Origin of the sequence: Halomonas sp. NPDC076908, assembly GCF_050269715.1 — a bacterium.
Lineage (GTDB): Bacteria > Pseudomonadota > Gammaproteobacteria > Pseudomonadales > Halomonadaceae > Vreelandella.
The window spans coordinates 1-22,145 of record NZ_JBNNIW010000032.1; the positions used below are offsets into that span (position 1 = coordinate 1).

A 22,145-nucleotide genomic window follows, 5' to 3' on the forward strand; every position below is an offset into this window, starting at 1 on the left:
AGTTCGGGGTAAGTTAATGGCATGAGCCGTATACGAGGCCCGTATGTACGGTTCTGTGAGAGGGATGAGGCGGTAACGCCTCACCCTACTCGATAGTGCGGCAAAAACAAGCGGTCTCCCCATTGACCCGTTTGTCGGGAATAAACGGGAACCGCTTTAGCGGGCCCGAAGGGCGAGTCTCGGGATGAGACGAGTAAAGTTCCGGCAGCCATCGTCAGGCACTGATACCGTAAAAACCCCCCGAGCACAATGTGCTCGGGGGTTTTTGCTTTTTTGAAGCATTTGTTTTGATGAAGTAAGTAAAAAGCGGTTACCAATTATGCTGTATGCGCTTTGAAACAACATCTTAAGAGGAGAAACGTTATAAATACACGATTAGCCAACAAATTAGCGATGGCGCTATTAATTATTAATGGCACTGATGGCTGGCGAGCTGCTTGCTTGTGATAACAATCAGGGGCCTGCTGAAGAAGCCGGTGAGAGAGCACCCAAAGCGTTGGTGAAAGCATAGAAGAGCTCCACGAAGACATTGAAGAGGCTGCTGAGAGCTAGGCCGAAGGCTTCGAAAATTTAATAGTGCACAACAAAGCAGTCGCTCACCAGCGGCTGTTTTTTTGGCAAAGTTTTGAGCAAACATCAGGCGGTGTATATTACGTAGAGCGCTATTTTTAAATGAATGCTTACTCATAATGATAACAACGAGGAAGAGCCATGCACTTACAGTGTGATAAGAGCCTGCTGCTAATGGTGGATTTTCAAGCCGGTTTATTACCTGTTATTAACGGTGGAGAGCTTGCGATCGAAGAAGCGGGCTGGTTAGGCGGTATCGCTTGCCTGATGGATGTGCCGGTATGGTTAACGGAACAGAATCCCGAAAGATTGGGAGGAACGGCGCCATCGCTACTCGGCTCTTTAAACGATTATCGCCTGTGGCAAAAAAAACATTTCGGCATAATGGAGGAGGGTGAGTTTAGTGCAGCGCTAAAGGCGTCTGGGAAAACACAGATTGTGCTGTGTGGAACGGAGGCGCATATCTGTGTGCTGCAGACAGGCTTAGGGCTACTCAAGGCAGGTTATGAGCTGTATTGGCTGAGTGAGGCGGCTGCAAGCCGTCGGCCTCAAGAGGCAGCGCTTGCCCGTGAACGTGCCTGTGCAAAGGGCGCAGTAGCAGTGTCGGCGGACATGGTGGCTTATGAATGGCTGCATCGCTGCGATACAGCGTTGTTTAAAGAGGCGCATAAGCGGTATTTAAAGCCGCGTTCGTCACGGCCCGTACGTTTTTTCTAGCGCGCATTAACGATCGGCTTCTTTGCGAGTGAAGACGAACGTATCACCCTGGGACGACGAGGGATCAAAGCGATAGCCCGCGACATCGAACGCTTTGAGGCGGTCTGGGTCGTTGATCTGTTGCTGAATCAGCCAAGCGCTCATTAGCCCGCGTGCCTTTTTGGCGTAGAAGCTGATGATCTTAAAGGTGCCGTTTTTCTCATCTTTAAACACCGGAGTGATAATCCGAGCATCAAGCTGCTTGGTGTCCACTGCTTTAAAGTATTCATTAGAGGCTAGATTAACCAATACCTTAGAGCCGCTTTTGGCAATGGCTTCATTTAGTGCAGGCGTCAGAATTGGCTTCCAATAGGCATAAAGATCTTTGCCAGCACTATTGGAGAGTTTTGTGCCCATTTCCAACCGATACGCTTGAATCAGGTCCAGAGGGCGCAATAATCCATACAAGCCGGAAAGAATGCGCAGGTGCGATTGTGCGAAGCGATTGTCTGACTCACTAAACGTTTCAGCCTGTAAACCTGTATATACATCACCCTGAAAAGCCTGGGCAGCTGGCTTGGCATTACTAAGCGTGAAGGGAGGTTTCCACTCCTCAAAGCGCGCAGCATTCAAGCCTGCCAATTTATCACTGATACCCATTAATTCGCTGATTTGCTGCGGTGAATAATCGCGCAAAATATCGATAAGCGCTTGGCTGTGATCTAAAAAATTCGGCTGTGTAACGTATTCTGTCGTCGGCGGGGTTTCAAAATCCAGCGTTTTAGCTGGAGAAATAACGCTTAGCATCGCATGCTCCTGGAACCATTATAAGTAAACGCAGTATACCAAGCCTCGGCCAAGGCCGAGGCTATAGCATCGATAGTTCAGGTAAAGTCGTTCATTGTCGGAAAGATGCTGCTAAATAACGGCTTATTAAGGGCAAGGGTTCGGCATACGACGATGGATATCGTCAATGGCTTCCAATACCTCGTCATTCAGCTTCAGGCTCTCGCTGGCGAGGTTGCTTTCCAGCTGATCCATTGTTGTCGCGCCAATAATGTTGCTGGTTAAGAAGCTGCGTGAGTTAACAAACGCTAGCGCCATTTGGGCAGGATCCAATTCATGCTGCTGGGCAAGTGCTACATACGCTTGAGTTGCCACTTCTGCTTCGGGTGAGGTGTACCGCTTAAAGCGCTCATAAAGCGTTAAGCGTCCTTTAGGTGGTTGGGCGCCGTTAAGGTATTTGCCCGAGAGCACGCCAAACCCTAAAGGCGAATAAGCCAGCAGGCCGACGTCTTCACGATGGGCAATTTCGGCCAAGCCGACTTCAAAGGAGCGATTGAGCAAGTTGTAAGGATTTTGGATAGAAGCCACGCGGGGTAAATCGAGCTTATCGGCAATCTGCAGCGAGCGCATGACGCCCCAAGGGGTGTCATTAGAGAGCCCGATGGCGCGCACCTTACCCGCATCAACCAACTCTTTCAGCGCAGAGAGCGTCTCTTCTAGTGGCGTCGCATCCTCCTCGTCATTGTGTACATAGCCTAACTTGCCAAAGAAATTCGTCTGGCGATCCGGCCAATGCAATTGGTAGAGGTCAACATAATCGGTATTTAACCGCTCTAGGCTAGTGTTAATAGCTTGATGAATATGCTCGCGCGTTAGACGTGGTCCACCGCGGATATGATCCAGCCCAGGGCCAGCCGCTTTAGTGGCAATAATCACATCGTCCCGGGCGCCTCGCTGGGTCAGCCAACTGCCGATATAGCGTTCGGTGAGACCTTGTGTCTGGGCCATAGGGGGGACGGGATACATTTCTGCGGTATCAATGAAGTTGATCCCAAATGCCACGGCACGATCAAGTTGTTCGTGGGCTTCGGCTTCGCTATTTTGCTCACCAAACGTCATTGTGCCTAAGCAGAGTCGACTCACCTCCATGCCGGTTCTGCCAAGTGGGCGCGTTTGCATTTTCATCTCCTTGCTAAGGCGAAATTGCCACAAGATAAGCCGCCATTACCAGAATGGTTCACGGCGTATGAAGGGCATGTTAGCGAGGCTCATTCAATGCAGCAAATTAATGGGGTTGAGTCGTCGCAAAGGCAGGCGTATGCTTGCCAGCCCATCGACCGGCTAAAGGCCGGTTTCTCGTGTGGTTGGTAGCCATTATGTGAGTAGCTACTGGCCCAAGGTTCCAACAGAAAGGCAGGGTGGTTTGCCATGCTGCAGGCATCAACGTTGTTTACTCGGCTAGAATTTCGACTAGCTGAACGGCTATTTCATACTCGCTGGTTACTGCCGCGTTCACCGCGCACCCAGCGTTTAACGATGCGCTTATTTAAGCGCTGTGCGGACGCGGGTCACCCTGATGCGCTTTCCGTTTACGGCCATATGCTATTCCATCGCAGCCAGACGCCTCAAGACAAGGCGCGTGGTGCGCGGTATGTCTTGGAAGCCGCCCATGCCGGAGATGTAAAGTGCCAGTATCAGGTGGCGCAGATATATGAGCATGGCTGCGTTCAGTACCCGCGCCGCGAAGACTATGCGGTAACGTGGTATGCACGTGCGGCCCAATCGGGGCACTATTTAGCCGCTGAGCGGCTGGCTCGCGCTTACCGCATGGGTGAATTGGGCTTAGCAGTAGATAGCGAACAAGCGGCATGCTGGCAGCGACAGGCGGACCAGCAGCCGGTAGGCGACGTGGCGGCGGCATGAAGTGTCAGCACGTTTTGATTGAGTGAGGAAGTTTGTGTTTGAGACGCTACCCACAGTGCTAGATATAGAAGCGTCAGGATTTGGACGTGGCAGTTACCCCATCGAAGTAGGCATCGCACGTGCCGATGGGAGCTGCTGCGCCTTCCTTATTCAACCGCTAGACGAGTGGACGCACTGGGATCCTAAAGCTGAGCTTTTGCACGGTATCTCCCGTGAGCGCCTGATGCAGGAAGGTTATCCGGTACAACAAGTCGCACACTGGCTGAACGATGAGCTGAGCGAGCTAGGCAAGGCGTATAGCGATAGCTGGGGCTACGACAATACCTGGCTCTCTCTGCTATTCCATCATGCGGGCACGTTGCCGCGTTTTCGCCTTGAAGCGCTACGAATTTTGCTCAGTGAAGAGCAACTGGCACTATGGAGTGACACTAAAGAGGCGATGATCACCGAGCGTGGCATTCACCGCCACCGTGCGGGAGAAGATGCACGCCTGCTCCAGCTAACCTATCAACACACCCGCAAACTGACCGAGCACACGCGTCGCTGACGCTGGGTTTTTAACCCTTACTACTCCTTCACCCCACGTTATAACTGGGCTTCTAAGGCATCCAACAATTCGTGGGACGTAGGCGCATCGAGCAGCATGTTACGCGTAGCGGTCGCTAAAAAACCGTGACTGACCGTATTGTCTAAAAAGGTCAGCAGTGGGGTGTAGAACTCATCGATATTGAGCAATCCCATCGGCTTCTCATGCAAGCCTAGATAGCCCCATGTCCATATTTCAAACAGCTCTTCAAACGTACCAATCCCGCCGGGTAAGGCGATAAAAGCGTCGGCGTTAGCTGCCATCGTGGCTTTGCGTTCGTGCATATTACGTACGCGAATCAGCTCGCTTAAGCCAAAGTGCGCCTGTTCGCGCTCAACTAAATGGTCAGGCATCACGCCGATCGCTTCGCCGCCAGCATCCAGGGTGGCGTTAGCCAGCTCACCCATAAGACCGATGCGTGCGCCCCCATACACCAGTGTGTGGCCGCGTTCAGCGAGCGTCCGGCCAAGTTTATTGGTCGCCTGACGGAAGGAAGGGCTATTACCTTCACGGGAGCCAAGATAAACGCAAATTCGAGCCATTTGATTAATTCCTTATCACTATATATAGAAGGCGATTAGGGCAGGCAGCGATCTACCTGGTGATGCTGATCCATCCATTTTCCAATCACATTGTCGCCGCAAAGGTGGTGGGCATACTGGGTATGCAGACAGCGTATCTGGTGCCAGTTGCTAATACCGCCAATGCCGCGATCGGTCATGATGTCGGTATAACCCAACTTGGCGACTTCTTCACGCTGTGCCTCACTCATATATTCCCAACGAGCGGTCACGTAATCACGATGGCTCTGTTGATAGGCCTTGAGGAACTCTGGTTCTTCCTGAAGGCGCTGCTCAAGGGCTTTGATTACGCCCACGGCTTCAATACGCGAAATCTCTACTTTCAATATATCTGAGCAGAGCCAGTAAAGCGTAGGGAAGGGCTTGCCATCAACAATCGGTGCCATGCGCAGTACTAGCGGCGTACCTTCACCGTCGGTTGCGGCGACTGCTTCGATACCACGCGGTGCCCGGCCAAGCTGCTGGGCAATAATGGCAAGCTGACGTTCATCAGGTGCTTGATTGGTGCGTATCACCATTGGGTTGGTCTCTCACAAATTTGTTTGAGCGGCCAACGGCACGGAAAAAGCAGCGATTGAGCTGTTCAGGCGACGCGACATAGCGCCATGTCCGCTCACAGTATTCAGCGGCCCGGGCCATTAGCACGTCATAAAGGCGATTAAAGGGGGCATCATAATCGTAGGGGTCAGCACCAAACAAGCGGATATGCGGGTAGTCGGCAAAGCGCTCGATAAAATAGCGCTCAAGGTCCGCCTCTACAGCACGGTGCTGGGCGATATTGTCAGGATCTATCCAGAGGTTGTAGCGGATGGCCATTATACAGGCTCCTGTAGCCCCAGTGGGCCGGGGCAGAGTCGATCAGTCGGACTCAGGCGCGTCTTGCAGATGCGCCGTCAACGCCTCGCGTAAATTGCCTTCAATGGGCATGGCGCATTTGGCGTCGTGGTCATACTGCACCATCACGGTGTGACCAAGATTAGTAAGTTTGCCGTGCTGACGGGCCTCTTGCGTCACGGTAAATGAACTATTGCCCAAGCGCGTTAGATACGTACGTATTTCGATATCGTGACCGTAAAACAGTTCAGCCCGGTAGTCGACCTCCATGCGCGCCATAATCAAGCGCCATTTTTGGGGATTTAAATCAGGGGTGAACAGTTTGAACAGGTCATTGCGGGCCAGCTCAAACCACGCTGGCAGGCGAGTATTATTAATATGTCCTAAGGCATCGGTGTCATAAAACGCTGGCTCAATGGTGCGTGTAAACATGGCGTGTCCTTGTTATGAAGGGGCGAGAAGTGAATATTGGTATAGCTGGGTTATTCAGAATTATCCCAAGCAAGCGCTTGGTCAAGTGCTTGCTTACACCAAACGCAGACCTCGCTGGTCGAGCCAGGCGGCCTCTAATGCCTCTTGCAGAGGGGCTTTTAAATGCGCGGGAAGGGCATCATGAGCCGCTTGCAGTGAATCAAATGAGCGATTGCGTAGCCAGCAGTATGCCCAGGCACAGGCTTCAGACTCGCTTTCCGGAGTAGGACGGGCGGGCATTTGATTAAGCAGGAAGACCGCCGTGCGCGGTGCCCATAGCGGCATCTCGCCAAACTCATCCTGGCTCCACTGTTCAAGCGTCGTGCCGCTGGGCGTGGCGTCGGGGGTGCCTAATTTCGCAACCCGCGCCGTTTCGGCCAAAATTAGCGCTAGCTGGTCACTATTCGCTTGCCCAAGCGAGCGCCATTGCCGCAGCAGCGCAGATAGTCCCGCCCGCATCTTGGTATAAAAGTCATCTTGCGGCATGCTCGGCATAACCCCTATTGAATGAGTGAGATGAGTAATGGTCTATGATTTTGCCACGCCTGTGGAACGGCGCCACCCTGAAGGTGGTTGGGCATCGCAAAAATGGCACCGCTACGGCGACGACATATTTCCGCTGTGGGTTGCTGATATGGATTTTCGCTCCCCGCCCGCGGTGATTGATGCCTTAAAGGCGAGGGTAGCTCACGGCGTGTATGGTTATGGTGAAGTGCCCGCTACGTTAACAGAAACCCTCTGCCAGTGGAGCGCTCTCCACTATGACTGGCCCATAAAGCCCGAGTGGCAGCAGTGGCTACCCGGCGTCGTGCCTGCCTTGCATCTGGCCGCGCTGGCACTGACTGAGCCGGGCGATGGCGTATTGACGGTGACGCCGATCTATCCGCCCTTTCTGGCCGTCGCCGAGCGCACCGGACGAGTGCCCCAGCAAGCGATGTTGGCAGCGCCCGCAGCACCTGGTGAGCCTTGGCAGCTAGATATTGCCGCCCTGGAAGCCGCAATAACGCCGCGTACCCGCTTGCTGCTGTGGTGCCAGCCCCACAACCCCACGGGCCGTCACTGGCGGCATGAGGAGCTTGCGGCACTCGCTGAGCTGGTGGAGCGTCATGATCTCTGGGTGGTGTCGGATGAGTTGCACTGTGACCTGCTATTAGACGAAGGCGCGCGTCACCGGCCATTAGTGGCGGCATTTCCTGAACTTGCCAAGCGCACCATTACCCTGTGGGCGCCGTCGAAAACGTTCAATCTGGCGGGCTTAACCAGCGCCTGTGCGGTGATTCCTAACCCTGAGTTGCGCCAGCGTTTTGCCGCCGCATCAAAAGGGCTACTGCCTGATGGTAATATCCTTGGATTAGTCGCAGCACAAGCGGCGTATCGTGATGGTGAGCCATGGCGTCAGGCGTTGTTAAGCGTGCTCCGCCAGCACCGAGCGATGTTAGAGGCGCGGGTGGCTAGCTGGCCGGGTGTTCGTTGGCATGCGCCAGAGTCGACTTACCTAGCCTGGCTGGATATGCGTGAGGCGGGATTGGGCGACGCGCCGTATAAAACGCTGCTGAAAGAGGCGGGGGTAGCGCTTTCCGATGGGGCGGCCTTTGGCTGCCCCGGCTTTGTGCGGCTTAACTTTGGCACCACCGCCTCCCAGCTGGAAGCGGCGCTGTCACGTATGGATGTACTGCTGAAGCGGAAGTGAAGAAACGTTAGAAGAGCCGCTTAGTAGAGCATGGCAAAGAGCTTACGGCGGTAAGCAACGGTCAACGGGTGGTCGGCGCCTAGGGCATCAAACACCTGCAGCAGCGTTTTACGCGCCGCGTCATCGTTGTAGGCGCGATCTTGCTTCATTAGCGTAAGTAAGGCTTCCAACCCTTCATCGTAATGCCCATCGGCCACTTGGCGCAGAGCGCGTTGATACTGCGCTTCGCTATCGGTGCGCTCGCCCAGGGCGGCGATCTCGTCGCTTGAGAGCGCCTGCTCACTAAATTCAATGCTCGCGCGAACGCCCCGCGCCGGTGCTGCGTCGCGCTCTTCCGGCGGCAGGTTGTCCAGCACTTCCCGCGCTTCATTGCCTTGCCCTTCCGCCAACAATACGCGGGCGAACGCTATCTGATAGGCGTAGTGCTCCGGATACTGGCCCATCAACGTTTGGTAAATCTCACGGGCGGCAGCCGTATTGCCAGCTTTAAGCGCTGTTTCCGCTTCCTCTTCGGGAGTGGGCGGCGCTTCGCCGGGGGCGGGGAAGTAGCGGTTCAGCCACACGCGGACCTCTTTTTCCGGCAGGGCGCCCTGGAAGCCATCGACTAACCCGCCCTGGCTAATCAGTTTCACATCGGGCACGGAGCGCACGCCGAGCTGGCCAGCTATTTCAGCATTCGCTTCGATATCAAGCTTGGCAAGCAGGAAAGCGCCTGCGTACTCAACCACCAGCTTATCCAGGACCGCTAATAGCGTGCTACTGCTACCTTCAGAAGGCGAGTAGCAGCCCATTAGCACCGGTACTTGCATAGAAGCTTCCAGCACCTGCTGAATATTGCCTGCATGGAGTTCAATAATCACATCTTCAGGGTGCACTGGCACTTGCTCAGCGTTTGTTGCGGCGGCATCAGCGTTGCCAGTATCCGCAGTTAGCGGTTTACCAGAGCGGGGATCAATAATCTGCATGGGTAGACTCAGTGTCAAAAATGGAAAATAGTTATCCATGATATGCAGGCGTGCAGAGGAGGATTCAAGGAAAAGGTGGGAAATAAAACTCAGGGCGCGATTATGCGCCCTGGCAACGCTATTGTTTTTGACATGGTTTCTAGCATGGTTTCTGATATTGCTTAAGGAATAATGCGTTCCGCTCGCAGGCGAGCGAAGAGGTCGAAAAACGCTGCACGTGTTTCGCGGAAATGGTCAAAGCCGAAGTCACGAGATTTGGTAACGTCGTTGACGCACTCAAGCTCGCGCCCAAGATCTGCATCGGTGTGCCACCACGAGGCCAGCTTGGTTACGTCGGCTTCAATGAGATTGTTTTGCTCGGCAATTTCCGCCCAGGTAGGCGCAATGTCGACCATCTGTTCTGCTAAAGGCTGCGGTGTTTCCGGACAGCCTGCCACTTCAAGCTCAAAGAACTCACCAATTTCACGCCACAGTCGACGCCAGCGGAAAACATCACCATTGACCGTGTTGAAGGCTTCATTGTGAGCGCCAGGCGTCGTGGCTGCCCACTCCAACTGCCGTGCCAGTACCAGTGCATCGGTTAGATCGGTCAACGCATTCCACTGCACTTGGGAGCCAGGGAAGATGAACGGCTTGCCTGTCGCTTTGCAGATAGACGCATAGACCGCCAGGGTCACACCCATATTCATCGCATTACCGCGGGCATAGCCGATCACTGTGTGGGGACGGTGTACGTTCCAGCTAAAGCCATCTCGCTCGGCCGCCGCGAACATGATGTCTTCCAGCGTGTAGTAGAAATTCTCGCCGGGTACGCGGGGCGCTGATTCACGAAACGGTGTCTCGGTCTTTCCGCTGCCGTAGTTCTCGAAAGCGCCCAAGTACTGCTTGGTGCCCGTCACCAATGATACATGCGTCAAACCCGCGCCCTGCAAAGCGTCAAGCAAGTTGTGCATCATCGCGCCGTTGGCTTCGACATTAGCCTTCTCATTGTCGCGGCGTACCCAGGTGCAATAGAAAACGTGGGTGATGGGTAACCCAGCCAATGCTTCAGCCGTGGCCTCACGATCCAATAGATCGGCGGCGACTGGAATAACCCCCGCCTGATCAGAGGGGCGGCGAGATAAGCCGTACACGGTCCAACCGCTAGCGGTGAGGTAGCTTGCTAGATTGCCACCGGTAATGCCGGTGGCGCCTACGACAAGCGCTGTGCCTTTTCGCATCGTTAACTCCTTCATGCAGACAAACTATTCGGAACGGACAGGAAAACAGTATTGGTGTCCGGTGAAAGTGAGTTTGATCCGCACTGATCATTGCTACAATCAGAAAGATAGCAAATCTTTATTGCGCTAGGAGCAACCCAATGGATCTCAATGCACTACGTATTTTTGAACGCGTCGCCGCGACCAGCAGTTTTACCGCTACCGCGCGCCACTTTCATCGCGCGGTGTCATCAATTTCCCGCCAAATTGCCTCTCTGGAAGAGTCATTGGGCCAACAGTTGTTCTATCGCCACACGCGCGCCGTCACGTTGACTGAGGCGGGCTGGCGCTATTATCAGGAGGTTCGTGAGATACTTGAGCGGCTCGACCTAGCAACGGAAGCGCTAACGGCGTCCACGGAAGAGCCTAGTGGGTTATTACGCCTTAATGCCCCGGTAGCCTTTGGTCAGCGCCAGATTGTGCCGATTCTGCACCACTTTCAGCGCCGCTATCCGGCAATCAAAGCGGAACTGATGCTTACCGATCGCTTAACCGATCCTGTACGCGAGGGTATCGATATCACCTTTCGAGTTGGTGCCTTGGCTGATTCCACGCTGGTGGCGCGACGCTTGGCTGCGATGAATTATGTGGTGGCCGCCGCGCCAGACTACTTGCAGCGTTGTGGTATCCCCAGCACCCCTGAAGACCTGTGCCAGCACGATTGCCTGCTCTATCAAGGTGAAATGGGCCGCCAGCGCTGGTACTTCCAGCATATGGATCAGCCGCAAGCCAGCGCTTATAAAGTCGACGGTAGCCTGTATAGCAACGATGCCGAGAGCTTGATGCGTGCGGCGTTAATGGGGCAAGGGTTGGTGATGTTTCCTACTTGGCTAATTGCAGACGAGCTAGCCTCAGGCATGCTGTTACCAGTACTCGAAGGGTGGGAGTGCGAGGTCATGCCGGGTAGGCGGGACATTCACGTGCTTTATGCCCAGCGCCGCCTGCACACGCGCAAGGTGAGCGCTTTTCTGGATCATCTATTTGAGACGGTCGGGCCTACGCCGCACTGGGACTGCTGGCGCGAGCGGAAAGCTGTTAACTAGCGTCTTGCCAGTCGCCACTGCTGATCTTCGACTGCTCTTCAACATTCGCGTTGAAAAGATAACACCAGGCTTCCCCGTGTCGGGTAGCCAGCACCGCTCGGTCGTATACACCTTCATTAGGTGCGTGGTGAAAATAGTCTTCCAACTGATCAAGCCGTTTTAATTGCTGGGCGTTGATGGCATAAATTTCGACCACGGAGCCATTTGAAGGGGCTAATTTAGCTCCCGGGTAGGGACCAAGATCATACAGGGTAATAGCGGCCAAGCGGTCATGGCCGATGAGTGTCGCGCCTTCAAGCCAGTGGTGATTACGTTGCCCCTGTTTCAACGTGCCGTAGACACTGACCCGTGGGCAGCGCTGAATATCGCTTTGTAAGTGATTCATCGTGTCGCCTCCATAAGCAGCAGACGCAAAAAAGCCGCTACCTTTCGGTAACGGCTTTTTCTATATTTGGTAGCGGGGACCGCTGGGTTTGAAATAAAAAGCGAACCGATGACCTTCCAGACTTCCAGAGTGATGATAATCTGAACCTGACACCTTTTTCAAAGACTCTTCATAACGCTCAGACACAAAAAAACCAACACCCGTCAAGGTATTGGCCTTTTCTATATTTGGTAGCGGGAAAGACCGGATTTGAACCGATGACCTTCGGGTTATGAGCCGGATTGATTTGATTTCCTTAGCATTGCTTTATTTGTTGTTATTTGTCCAAAGTAGCTGCTATATAAGGGTTTTCGTCGGTTTTTGAAATGCTGTTTAGGTAATTTAAGGTCAATTTCGCACGCTAAAGAGTGTCACAGAATAAAATGTAAAATTTACAGCATAAATGACCGTTAGGCTGTTGCTGAGGTCGGCAGCGGGTTAGCCGGACTCTGAAACCGGCGAGAATGGCATCAGAGGTTTTGTCAGAACGGATTGTTTGGTATGCCAGTTCCCGTGAGATGGCGCTGGGTGGATGTTCCAATTGTCGGGCGATGGTTCGGATTTAGTAGTGAACCCGCATCTGCATGATGGCGGCTCGGTCTTCAGTAGAGAGGTCGCAATAGCAGTGAGTCGTGGCAAAACCATACCGGAGGGTCAGATATTGCATTTGGTCATTGAGACCGCCAACCCAGGTGCGAATAGTCAACGGCACCTTATTGGTGATACGGCTACAGTGGAAGCAGCTTGAAGCATTCGATTGATGAGTTTATTATATCTGAACTGATATAAATTTATGGCAGTTAAGGAGCCAGCGTGGCGCGCAAGAAACCTGTTGCATTCGTTGGAGACTCGAAGGATCGGCTGCGCGACTTCTCTCTGGACGCCAAGCGAGAAGCGGGGTTTCAGATAGACAAGATTCAGGCTGGAGGCCAGCCGGACGATTTCCGCCCAATGCCAAGCGTTGGCCCTGGTGTCATGGAAATCCGCATTCGGGAACACAACGGCGCCTTTCGGGTCTTCTACGTGGCCAACCGGGGCGACGCGGTATTTGTGCTCCACTGCTTCCAGAAGAAAACCCAGCAGACCGCCAAAAAAGACATCGACTTGGGCAAGCAGCGATACAAGGAGCTGCCCTGAGCCCAACCACCAAGCGAGGTTAGAAAATGGCCATCGAGTATTACGACAGTGTGTGGGACGCCATCGAGGACACTCCTGAAGAGGCGCTGAACATGCGGCTGCGCTCCGAGCTCATGGCGAGGATTGCTGGCCGTGTAAGGGAGTGGGATATTACTCAGAAAGAGGCTGCACATCGTCTGGGAATCACCCAACCCCGCCTCAACGACTTGCTGAACGGCCAGATTAATAAGTTCAGTCTCGATGCTTTGGTCAACCTGACGGGGCCAGCTAACTTCCATCTCGAACTGGAGATTGAAGACGAGAAGGAAGTAGCCGCCTGAGAGTGACCAGATAAACTGGGTTCAGCTAGACAAGTGAAGAAATTCTTGGCCTCAGTTCACTTGATGAGCTTTTAACGACTGACTGCCTCTCAAAGGCTAGAGCAATCTGGTTTGCCCGGAAGCGATAAACTTATACCCCATAGCCTTATAGCCTTTCTCACGCTTTCGGAACATTCGCTCAAGCATAGGCAGGCCAGTATCCAAGTAATCATAGACAGTGACTTCTAGTTTGCCTTCGGTGTCTCGATGGAGTCTGCCTGCATACTGTGACAGCGTTCCTTTCCATGCGATGGGCAGAGCTAAAAACAGGGTGTCCAGTCGAGGCAAGTCAAAGCCTTCTCCAATGTATTTCCCGGTTGCAACGATGACTTGAACCCTATGCAACTCTTTTTCTGCCAACTGGCGCTCTTTGACGCGCATCCCACCACGTAAGATAACTGACGATATGGATTCAGCATCCAGCAGTGTCGCCAAGGTCTCGGCATGTTCTCGTCGTTCCGTCAGCACAAGGCAATTTGCTTGGTTGTGCGCACAGCTTGCAACATCCTGAACAATGGCCTCATTTCGGGCGCTGCTCTGGGCAAGCCAATGGTAAACCGATGCGATATGGGGCCGCACACTAGGCTGGCAGATGTGGGTGGGTGGCGTTTCGTGATGCTCTCGAACAATGACGCGTTGGATAAATCGGTTACTGTGTTGCGCCTGGGCTTTGTGACGAATGGGCCCTGCAACCATCAACATGATTTTTTGGTGGCCATCCTGACGATCAGGCGTTGCTGTCAAACCAATGACGTATCGAGCGCTGACCTCATTAAGCAACATCTCGTAACGTGGCGCTGAGATATGATGGCATTCATCGATGATGACTTGCCCGTACTCCTTGACCAGCTTCGAGACCGTATTGTCTTTCTTATTGATCAAGCTTTGGTAAGTGGCAACGTCGACCTGCCCAGTAGGTTTCTTTTTACCGCCGCCAATTACACCGATGGGCGCCCCCTCAAGGAAGGTGTCGAGTCGCTCCTTCCATTGATCAAGTAGCTGACGACTGTGCGTGAGGATCAGTGTGTTGACTTGCCGCCTGGTTATCACGCCAATAGCCGTTACGGTTTTACCGAAAGCGGTCGGTGCATGAAGTATTCCGGTATCGTGTTGGACAAGTGCCTGCACCGCCTTATCCTGGTCGCCACGCAGCGTTGCTTTTAGGCTGACTCCAGGTAAAAACTGGCCTGATATTCTATGGTCATCAATGTCCACCGTGATTCCTTGTTCCAGCAGCAGATCCTGAAGCTCATCCAAGCAGCCTCTGGGAATAGAAAGATAACCTTGCTCAATATGGGCGCATGATATGTAGCGAGGGATGCCATGCGTCGAGAAACGAAGCGACTGTGTTTTGAAAAATACAGGATTAGCAAAGCTGGCCATTCGCTTTATTCGTGCCGCCAATGCTCCAGGAATGCCTAATAACTTTATATAAATGTGACTGGTCAGGATGAGCGTGATGCTTTCAGGACATCCAGAAAGCTTCCCTGTATCAACCGGTAACGTTGACTCCCACGGCAACACAGTATCTGCAGTCACACCGGAATTAGCCTCCTTGCCGATCAGCTCTTCAAGCTGAGCTGATGAAAGTGTCTGTTGCTGACTGAGCAGTGCCCATTGATCCGGGTATGGCGTAAAGTTGTCGTCGACGAAGACGGTGCATCCGCGACTTCGCGCCTCGTGTTGAAGCGGCAGGGCAATCAGATTGCCAAACCCACCATCAGGCATGGTGTCTTGGTTAGGAAATAGCCGGTCATAGGAGTCGAAGGATAAGCCTGGATGAAGCTCCATGGCCTTATCCAACAATTTGAATCCCAACCTCCTCGCTGACGAAGCTTGAACAGCTTCTGAAAAGAAAAACCATAGATGGGCACCCGCACCGGACCGAGAAATCTCCACAAGATAGGGTACGCCTTCACCACGACAGACCTGGGCTAGTGCACGAACATCCGCTTTCCAGTCCCCCTTATCAAAATCCGCCGCCAGCAAGTAACAAGAGCTATCCGGTAGTAAAGGGTAAAGGCCAGTCACATGTTTGCCAGACAGGTGGTCATAAACTGCATCAAAATCGAGGGGCTTGAAATTTTTGTGTCGACATTCTCCGCACTTGATCCGTGGTTTCTGACAGATGCCCGGCATCCACTCATTCGCACAAGCGACAGCATAGCCGGAACGGCCGCCGGAGCTCTGCCAGCGAACCGCATAAACATCCTGCCTGCCTCGAAAGAGTTTTCGGTATACTTCGATTTTCTGGCCAGGGGTGAGTAGCGGTAAATCATGTCGGTTTGCAGAGCGATACAGCTCTTGCTTTCGAGAAAGGAGAGCAGCCTTTTCTTGCTCAAGCTCTGATAGTCTCAGCTCAATAGTGACGAGTTCTTGATCTGTGCGGATACCTACCTCGTGCCCAGTAAAGCTATAGGGGTCTACGGTTTAACAGGTTAGAGACGCTTATTTGTAGTCTAGCTTATCGTCAGCACTCGGCTGACAGACCACACTCGTCACCATAAAAATTTACGGCGATCTATTTTGATATAATAGTAATGCATTGGACTGACAACACTGAGGCATGGTGTGACAAAGTTGGTAATATCGAAGATCAAATCCCCTTCCGGAGCGCTCGCTGAGATCGAGCGAGTCAACATTAACATTGCCAATCAATTGCCCGTGTCGTCATGGCTGAATGCTGAATTAGCCGATACCTTACTTGCCTACCATCCCGTTTCTGTGCAAAAGGTCTCGAGGCATTACGAAGCTGTCAGTGGATTTCGCGCGTTTCATGCCGTTAGTGCCTTGCTGGATCCAGAGGCCTCCATCTCGGTAGGCATCACAGATGCTCACGAATCTGATCTGGTCAGAGGAGCGTTGTTTGAGCTTATTAGCCATAGCCTGATGCACTGTCCTGAGGCTGTGGATGCGAAAGAGCGCGTCTATCGACAGTTGAAAGAGCTCTCCATTACGCTGCGTAAGACGCACGGCATCAAGGTGCCTAAGAGTCTGTCCACACGCAATCTAAAGGCATTAATGGGACTAGAAGAGCGCCGCATCACGCATTCAAGGAAGCGGAAGTCAGAACTCCAGCGGATCATGGAGTCCCAATGACATGGTGATCCAGGCGGATCTAGAGCAACTGGTAACATTGAGTGGCGTGGAGCTTTCCTGCCTGGAAGAGTTGTTTGCGCTGCTTAAAGCGCCGGATGATCTAACCCACCTTCGCCTGGTGTTGGAAAACGTGAACCGTGCTTTACAGGCAGTTCAGGGAACCCAAAGAATTCGGGAGGATCTTGATGATGCGACCGAGAAAAAGGAGGAGAAAGACCTCTTTCATTACCTTCCTGTCATTACCCAGATTATCGCCGTGCTAAAGGGATGTGATCGCGAAAGCTGTCCAGAGACGTGGTTAGATCAGTCGGGGAAGCAGCGCGGCATTATCAATGACCACCCTGAGTGGGCGATGCTGATTCTTACCCCCGATGCTGAGTGCTATGGCAATGATGCGTATTGGCAGCATGCCGGTGTAGTTATGGCGTGCTCAGCCGTTCAGCGAAAGCGGCACCAAGCACATATCGGCTCCGAAATCACCGCTGCTTGTCGTGATATCCGGACGATTGGCAATGGCAAGAAGTCGCTCGGGCTGTTGGTAGAGATTGAGATGGACACCACGCTTAAAAGCTACCATCAACAATATCTGCTGAAGAGCGACGAGATCCTCGAGCCGCTGTCGGGTATCGAGCTGCTCGTTCGAAAAGTACTCGACCATAAGGGAAAGACGAGAGACGGTGGGGGTGGCGGTGGTCATCCGGCCCGAACGATTGATCGACACATTCAGGTGTCGGATTCGGATGATGGGGAAGATGAAGGCCCAGAGCAATCGATGCAGCTGTTGGAGTCGGTCGGTGACGAGCAGGCGCAGGGCCGTCAGCGTGCCGCCGGTCTGCACCCCAAAGAATCCCAGACACTGCGTGCTGTTTCCTTCACGGAAAGTAAAGCATCCCCCACATTAGGGTTTGATCTAAGGGACTTGATCCGGCGCCAGAGCAGCCGTATCCAACATATCAGCCAGTCCAACCAGAGGCTTCCTTTTCGCTACGCCAGCTTAAGTCGGGTCGAGCTATCGCTGGCGGCGAAAGCAGCTTTCGAGCTATTTACGGGCCGGGGCCGCTTTGAACAGCGTGATGAAGAAGATGTCTATGCCGGTCTACTGCTGCTGTTGATGATCTGGCTTGGACGTCCCGTTGAGCAGATTCTGGGGATGCGGGTCTATAACCATCGACATGAGCTACCGAAACACCGCAAGGACGTACTCGCTTTTTTGATTGAAGAGCACGCCTTTGTGCTGCCCATTCCGTCGCCGGAGTGGCGTAACAGTCTCCAGGACGACGCAAAGAAACTGCTCTTTACAGCCGGTGGGAGCACGCCTGCATTGGTGGATGAGGTGGTGGTGGTCGCCAGTCCCGTGCGGATGGGAAGTTTATCTCGCGTCTCAGCTTGGTGCGGAAAAGTCGGACAAAATATCGCGAACTGTTTCCCGAATGTCGTCATGGCGGCATTGAGGAGGCAATGCGGGCGGCGGTTTCAAAGATCAACCGCGCCCACCGTATGCGGCTGACACCCCGTCGCATCAGTCAAGCGCTGTTCGATGAGATCGTCGGCCACTCCAGCGATTGGGTCGATGCTTACCTGTTGACCGGGCACCGTTTCACCGTCGCTGACGTGGCCGCACATTATTACAGCGTGCCGGCTGGCTATCTTGAGACACTCTATCATGCTGCTGCTGTTTCGCTGCGCAACAGCATTTATCAGTACCTTAGCGTAGAAGAAAAGCATTACTACGCCTTCAAACAAGTCGTTCAAAACAGGGGCGACCATGGCAGTAAGCTGAACCTCAAACCGATATTGCTGACACGCTTGGTCAAACACCTGAAAGGCGAACTGCGGGCAGCTAGGCGCCTTCAGCCTGGGGAGGAGACTTGGCGGCAAACGCATAATCATTACGTGGCTTATATCGCTTTCTGGTTACTGTTCGCAACGGGCTACCGTGCTGTCAATGACTTGATTTTTCGCTGGCGGGAAATCGATTTTGCATCTGGTTTTCTAGCTATCTCCGATAAAGATGACGAAGCGATGAGTCAGGCACGGGTGGCTTGGCTGTTGCCGGAATTGCGTGATCAATTACGCCAGTATGCAAGCCACTTGGAAGTTCTACAGGCTCGGCTTTATCAACGTGCATCTCTTTACGAGCACCTTGAAGCAGTGTTGAGTGAGCCTCAGCCAGACGTGCCGCTGATGTTCTTTATCAGTGACAGCTGGCAGATGGTTCAGCTATCTCCAGAGAATCTGCGGCGTCACGTTCCCGTCTTTACGCTGCCGGTCAACGCCAGCCGGCATTACCTTCGCAGCGCTTTACGTGCTGAAGGAGTTTGTGGCGAACTGGTTAATGCCTTCATGGGGCACGCTCAACAAGGGCAGGAGCCATTTGGTGCCTTCTCTACTTTGACCCCTGTCGAGATGTTTCGAGAGCTAGCGCCTGTCCTCAGTAAAATGCGCCGGGAAGCGGGGTGGACGGTGCAGCGAGGGCTAGCGGATGTCTGACAATATCGAGGAAGTGTGGCGCGGATGGAAATTAATACAAGTTCCCGATGGGGCAGGGGGTGCTGAGGCGCGTCATCGTCAACATCTGGTTAATAGGCGTCGCCACCAAATGGCAGTGCTGGAACTGCTAAAGGAAACACATCCCGGTTTGGTTCACGGTGAGCGAAATATCAATGTGCCGCCTGACATCTCTCAGCAGTGGGAAGAGGCCTTACAAACCGGTGACAACCGTTCTGTCGTTGAAATTCGCAATAAGATGAATTTTCTGTCGCTAGGGTTGTCACGTGGGCAGCAGGAGTTGGGGTGGGACGTGCGAGTTCCGTCGCCGTTGCACTTGATCAGGCCAGCAGCAAGTCCCTTCACACCGTCATCTTTCAAAAAGTTAAGTGTTTATCGCGACTGGTGCCGACATGCTGACCTTGCGATTGAACAACCAGCTTTTCAAGCGCTTCTTTTACATGGCAATGGAAAAACAGGTCACCGCCGACTTGAACCCGACATGATCAGTTGGGGGCTGTTTCTCTATTATGTTATGACGAATGATAGCTTGTTGGGCAGCCAGCATGTGAGCGCGCTACCATTGGCTACCCGCACATTAGCAATCTACGAATCTTCTGCTTGGCTGTTATTGCATGAGACGGTGCCGGACGGCATGCCAGGGAAAAAAAGAGTACTGCCACGTAGCCGCTGGCAGTTAGGAGTCCCCGCATTGGCGGTGTTGATGCGCCATATCCATCAATTCGGTCACCCTAAACATTGTGACGGTTATCAGCAGGCGCGGGCTTATACCCAGACAGCTTGGCTGCATTTCTGTGGTGCTTTAAAGGCAGAAAAGATGTCACTTTCGGCGTTTCGTGAGGCTGCCACGACTGCTCTTCGCCTCAGTTTACCGGCTTATTTAGTGAATAGTGCAAATGGTAAACATCCAGGCACGTCGATTGCAGAAGAGCGTTGGCAGCAACTGCTTACCGGTGGATACGTAGAACATACCAAGCCAAAAGCCGAGCAAGGGGATAAATGTACAGCAGCCAGGCCTGGGCTAACGGCAAGGGGGGGCGTGCGCCATGAGCGTGACCAACCGCTGTATGAAGGGCGGGCTCTGCTGAAATCGTTACACGATATGCTCTACAAGCGTCGAAACCAAAAACGCCTCAAATTTGCTGATCTTTCTCGCGAACTGGAAAGTGCCGTCGTTGTTTCTCAACGTATGGCGCCTATTATTGAATGCCTGTGCCGCTGGCTACTGTTTCTGCATCAAAAGCAGAAGCGAAAGCAGTCGACACTCTATAAATATCTAGGCGTCAGCATGCCGCTACTCCAGACTATGGGAAACACGCCTGTTGATCAGGATAGGCTTGGGGCACTTGTTAAGTCTTATGAGCTTTTAGTTGAGCAAGCCAAAACAGAGAAAAACCGCCACTACCGTTGGGCGGTGTTGCGCTCATTCCATTCTTTTCTCGTGATTGATCAAGGACTGGCCAATGTCTCTATGGTGTTTGCTGACGGTGGGATAACTGTCGCGCATCACGCCGATGCCAATTGTCTGTCAGAGGATGAGTATCGTCTGATAGCTAGCTTTCTTACCTCCCGCTCGGCAAACATCATGGGGCAAATTCGCTATTGGATATTTGTGCTTGGATTTCGCGCTGGTCTCAGGATAGGAGAAGCACTTTCCATTCAGCTAGATGATGTCTTGCTCCATCAAGAGGTGCAGGATACTGACGTTACTCTTCTGGTTCGTAACAACGAGTATGTGGGGGTTAAGAGCCATGATTCACGGCGGCAGCTTCCGCTTCATTATCTGCTGACAGACAGCGAGCTGGAAGCATTCAAGGCCTTCATCGCCAATCGACAAGAGGTGACCCTTCACGGTCGTGTCATGCTGTTCGGTGAGGGGAGTGGTTCGGTGGCACCGCTACACGATGATGAGGTGCAGGCAGAGATCCACGAAGCCATGCGACGTATCACCGGGGATTACAGTCTGCGCTTTCATCACCTGCGTCATTCACTGGCTAATTATCTGTTGCTCTCTTTTCATGGGGTGGAGATACCCTGGACAGCGCCTTCCCATCATGCTTTTCTTTGGGACAAGGTCGCTGAGGGTCCCACGCGATCAGGGCTGTACTTTATCGCGCAGCTGATGGGGCATGCGTCCCCCGATGTGACATTACGAAGCTACTTGCACTTTACCTGCCTGCTCCTTGACCATTATTGCCACAAGCAGTCCTCCTCGATGGAGAGCTGTATTCCGAGCCACGCAATTGCTCAGTTGGAACCCTTGGCCAACGTGCTCCAAATCAAGCCGGCGATCCTGCGTAAGTGGAAAGAGCGCTTCGGCGAAAATCCGCCACGTTGGCTTAATAAGGCCTTTCCCAAATGTTCTGTGATAGACGTAGCTCAGCAGGCGTTTGCCCCCTATCCTGAATTGCCAGCCAAGATACTGCTTGAGCGCCAAGGTTTGAGTCAGCTATCGCTTGAGCAGGTTGCCGCCGCGCTGGATGCTTTGTATCAACGCGATTTTGACGACGTTGAGCATATCTTTAATTTGTGTAAAGGCGAGGCAGAGCGGCTAACTTTTTGCGCGCGGCGGGTTCTAACAGCGCGCACGCGGCAGGGGATGAGCGCGTTTCGTCACTACCGGATGACGAAAGGTAAGCAGCCAGCACCGAATGATTTCGCCCACCCACGCCTGGCAATGCCGCGCTCGCTGGTGGAACGCTCAGTGGCGAATGCGATGTACCAAGCCATCTGGTCACGGTGGTTTAGCCATCATCCGGATGAATTGCGTAGGCATCTTCGTTTTTTCTACCGCTACCACCGTGCCACCGACGGTCATGTATGGATTCGCGATGCCGATGATGGCTTGGCCTTTGTGAGTTGGGTGCTGGGTCTAGATGTTCACGTTAGAGCAGTCGTTGAGGTGACACCAAGTACGCGATCATCCCTGTCTGAGACACAGCAGCTGAGTGAATGGAAGAAGCGACTACCATCGCATCAACATAAGGTGGAATGGCGATCTAAACCTCCAGGCAACCGTTTTTCAAAACCGCTGGGCACGGGCAACGTTACTTTCTATGTAGTCAATGAGAATAAGCGCTCTCGAAGTGGCTACCCCGTGCGCTATGTGCTGGTGATGGCGTGTATCGTCATGGCGGCGTTCGCCGGAAAGACATAACCCTTCGTATACTGAGTCTGAGTTTGTTCAGCACTTGACGCCGCATAGTGCTCATGC

Annotated in this window: 23 protein-coding genes; 12 read left to right on the top strand and 11 right to left on the bottom strand. The window is 53.1% G+C overall.

Annotated elements, in window-relative coordinates:
* The first annotated feature begins 711 nt into the window (after positions 1–711).
* Entirely contained in the window at positions 712–1,287 is a 576-nt protein-coding gene (locus ACQKE4_RS16065) for an isochorismatase family protein (protein WP_427389340.1), read from the top strand.
* Between the two features lie 6 nt (positions 1,288–1,293).
* On the opposite strand, the gene yaaA is transcribed toward ACQKE4_RS16065, so the two are convergent.
* Entirely contained in the window at positions 1,294–2,073 is a 780-nt protein-coding gene (gene yaaA / locus ACQKE4_RS16070) for a peroxide stress protein YaaA (protein WP_427389341.1), read from the bottom strand.
* A 126-nt stretch (positions 2,074–2,199) separates the two neighbouring features.
* Positions 2,200–3,231, bottom strand: coding sequence for an NADP(H)-dependent aldo-keto reductase (locus ACQKE4_RS16075; protein ID WP_427389342.1), 1,032 nt, complete (start codon positions 3,229–3,231; stop codon positions 2,200–2,202).
* A 249-nt stretch (positions 3,232–3,480) separates the two neighbouring features.
* Between ACQKE4_RS16075 and ACQKE4_RS16080 the strand changes: the two genes are divergently transcribed.
* Both ACQKE4_RS16080 and ACQKE4_RS16085 read left to right on the top strand, forming a co-directional pair.
* Positions 3,481–3,975: a tetratricopeptide repeat protein gene (locus ACQKE4_RS16080; RefSeq protein WP_427389343.1), complete on the top strand. Its 495-nt coding sequence runs from the start codon at positions 3,481–3,483 to the stop codon at positions 3,973–3,975.
* Between the two features lie 34 nt (positions 3,976–4,009).
* A complete protein-coding gene (locus tag ACQKE4_RS16085; RefSeq protein WP_427389344.1) occupies positions 4,010–4,522 on the top strand; it encodes a hypothetical protein in 513 nt (170 codons plus the stop codon).
* 38 nt (positions 4,523–4,560) lie between these two features.
* On the opposite strand, the gene ACQKE4_RS16090 is transcribed toward ACQKE4_RS16085, so the two are convergent.
* The 5 genes from ACQKE4_RS16090 to ACQKE4_RS16110 form a co-directional block, all read right to left on the bottom strand.
* Positions 4,561–5,103, bottom strand: a complete 543-nt coding sequence (locus ACQKE4_RS16090) for a TIGR00730 family Rossman fold protein (RefSeq protein ID WP_427389345.1) — start codon at positions 5,101–5,103, stop codon at positions 4,561–4,563.
* A gap of 35 nt (positions 5,104–5,138) precedes the next feature.
* Positions 5,139–5,660, bottom strand: coding sequence for a DUF501 domain-containing protein (locus ACQKE4_RS16095; RefSeq protein WP_290834908.1), 522 nt, complete (start codon positions 5,658–5,660; stop codon positions 5,139–5,141).
* The gene (locus tag ACQKE4_RS16100; protein WP_290834906.1) at positions 5,632–5,958 is read right to left on the bottom strand and encodes a hypothetical protein; all 327 of its coding nucleotides are present in this window, start codon (positions 5,956–5,958) and stop codon (positions 5,632–5,634) included. The genes ACQKE4_RS16095 and ACQKE4_RS16100 overlap by 29 nt, the downstream gene beginning before the upstream one ends.
* A gap of 42 nt (positions 5,959–6,000) precedes the next feature.
* Positions 6,001–6,408: an acyl-CoA thioesterase gene (locus ACQKE4_RS16105; RefSeq protein WP_427389346.1), complete on the bottom strand. Its 408-nt coding sequence runs from the start codon at positions 6,406–6,408 to the stop codon at positions 6,001–6,003.
* 93 nt (positions 6,409–6,501) lie between these two features.
* On the bottom strand, positions 6,502–6,933 hold the full coding sequence (locus tag ACQKE4_RS16110) for a hypothetical protein (RefSeq protein ID WP_427389347.1): 432 nt from the start codon (positions 6,931–6,933) through the stop codon (positions 6,502–6,504).
* A gap of 37 nt (positions 6,934–6,970) precedes the next feature.
* Between ACQKE4_RS16110 and ACQKE4_RS16115 the strand changes: the two genes are divergently transcribed.
* On the top strand, positions 6,971–8,137 hold the full coding sequence (locus ACQKE4_RS16115; protein ID WP_427389348.1) for a MalY/PatB family protein: 1,167 nt from the start codon (positions 6,971–6,973) through the stop codon (positions 8,135–8,137).
* 20 nt (positions 8,138–8,157) lie between these two features.
* Here ACQKE4_RS16115 and ACQKE4_RS16120 read toward each other — a convergent pair whose 3' ends face one another.
* Both ACQKE4_RS16120 and ACQKE4_RS16125 read right to left on the bottom strand, forming a co-directional pair.
* The gene (locus ACQKE4_RS16120; RefSeq protein WP_427389349.1) at positions 8,158–9,102 is read right to left on the bottom strand and encodes a co-chaperone YbbN; all 945 of its coding nucleotides are present in this window, start codon (positions 9,100–9,102) and stop codon (positions 8,158–8,160) included.
* Positions 9,103–9,263: 161 nt separating this feature from the next.
* Positions 9,264–10,322, bottom strand: a complete 1,059-nt coding sequence (locus tag ACQKE4_RS16125) for an SDR family oxidoreductase (RefSeq protein WP_427389350.1) — start codon at positions 10,320–10,322, stop codon at positions 9,264–9,266.
* A 140-nt stretch (positions 10,323–10,462) separates the two neighbouring features.
* Between ACQKE4_RS16125 and ACQKE4_RS16130 the strand changes: the two genes are divergently transcribed.
* Positions 10,463–11,404 carry a LysR substrate-binding domain-containing protein gene (locus tag ACQKE4_RS16130; protein WP_427389351.1) on the top strand — a complete coding sequence of 314 codons (942 nt, stop codon included), beginning with the start codon at positions 10,463–10,465 and terminating at the stop codon, positions 11,402–11,404.
* Here ACQKE4_RS16130 and ACQKE4_RS16135 read toward each other — a convergent pair.
* The gene (locus tag ACQKE4_RS16135; RefSeq protein WP_427389352.1) at positions 11,397–11,789 is read right to left on the bottom strand and encodes a gamma-glutamylcyclotransferase family protein; all 393 of its coding nucleotides are present in this window, start codon (positions 11,787–11,789) and stop codon (positions 11,397–11,399) included. The two genes, ACQKE4_RS16130 and ACQKE4_RS16135, sit on opposite strands and share 8 nt — an antisense overlap.
* A gap of 571 nt (positions 11,790–12,360) precedes the next feature.
* On the opposite strand from ACQKE4_RS16135, the gene ACQKE4_RS16140 reads away from it, so the two are divergent.
* From ACQKE4_RS16140 to ACQKE4_RS16150, 3 genes are all read left to right on the top strand, one after another.
* On the top strand, positions 12,361–12,576 hold the full coding sequence (locus ACQKE4_RS16140; protein WP_035565902.1) for a hypothetical protein: 216 nt from the start codon (positions 12,361–12,363) through the stop codon (positions 12,574–12,576).
* 65 nt (positions 12,577–12,641) lie between these two features.
* Positions 12,642–12,965: a type II toxin-antitoxin system RelE/ParE family toxin gene (locus ACQKE4_RS16145; protein ID WP_035565904.1), complete on the top strand. Its 324-nt coding sequence runs from the start codon at positions 12,642–12,644 to the stop codon at positions 12,963–12,965.
* Positions 12,966–12,991: 26 nt separating this feature from the next.
* A complete protein-coding gene (locus tag ACQKE4_RS16150; RefSeq protein ID WP_039860777.1) occupies positions 12,992–13,285 on the top strand; it encodes a helix-turn-helix domain-containing protein in 294 nt (97 codons plus the stop codon).
* 96 nt (positions 13,286–13,381) lie between these two features.
* On the opposite strand, the gene ACQKE4_RS16155 is transcribed toward ACQKE4_RS16150, so the two are convergent.
* Complete coding sequence (locus ACQKE4_RS16155; RefSeq protein WP_427389381.1) at positions 13,382–15,715, bottom strand: TOTE conflict system archaeo-eukaryotic primase domain-containing protein; 2,334 nt, start codon at positions 15,713–15,715, stop codon at positions 13,382–13,384.
* Between the two features lie 180 nt (positions 15,716–15,895).
* Between ACQKE4_RS16155 and ACQKE4_RS16160 the strand changes: the two genes are divergently transcribed.
* From ACQKE4_RS16160 to ACQKE4_RS16175, 4 genes are read left to right on the top strand one after another with little or no spacing between them, the layout of a single operon-like run.
* Entirely contained in the window at positions 15,896–16,423 is a 528-nt protein-coding gene (locus ACQKE4_RS16160) for a hypothetical protein (RefSeq protein WP_427389353.1), read from the top strand.
* A gap of 1 nt (position 16,424) precedes the next feature.
* A complete protein-coding gene (locus ACQKE4_RS16165; protein WP_427389354.1) occupies positions 16,425–17,930 on the top strand; it encodes a hypothetical protein in 1,506 nt (501 codons plus the stop codon).
* The gene (locus ACQKE4_RS16170; RefSeq protein WP_427389355.1) at positions 17,921–18,913 is read left to right on the top strand and encodes a hypothetical protein; all 993 of its coding nucleotides are present in this window, start codon (positions 17,921–17,923) and stop codon (positions 18,911–18,913) included. The genes ACQKE4_RS16165 and ACQKE4_RS16170 overlap by 10 nt, the downstream gene beginning before the upstream one ends.
* On the top strand, positions 18,906–22,088 hold the full coding sequence (locus ACQKE4_RS16175; protein WP_427389356.1) for a tyrosine-type recombinase/integrase: 3,183 nt from the start codon (positions 18,906–18,908) through the stop codon (positions 22,086–22,088). Before ACQKE4_RS16170 ends, ACQKE4_RS16175 begins: the two co-directional genes overlap by 8 nt.
* Positions 22,089–22,145: the final 57 nt, after the last annotated feature.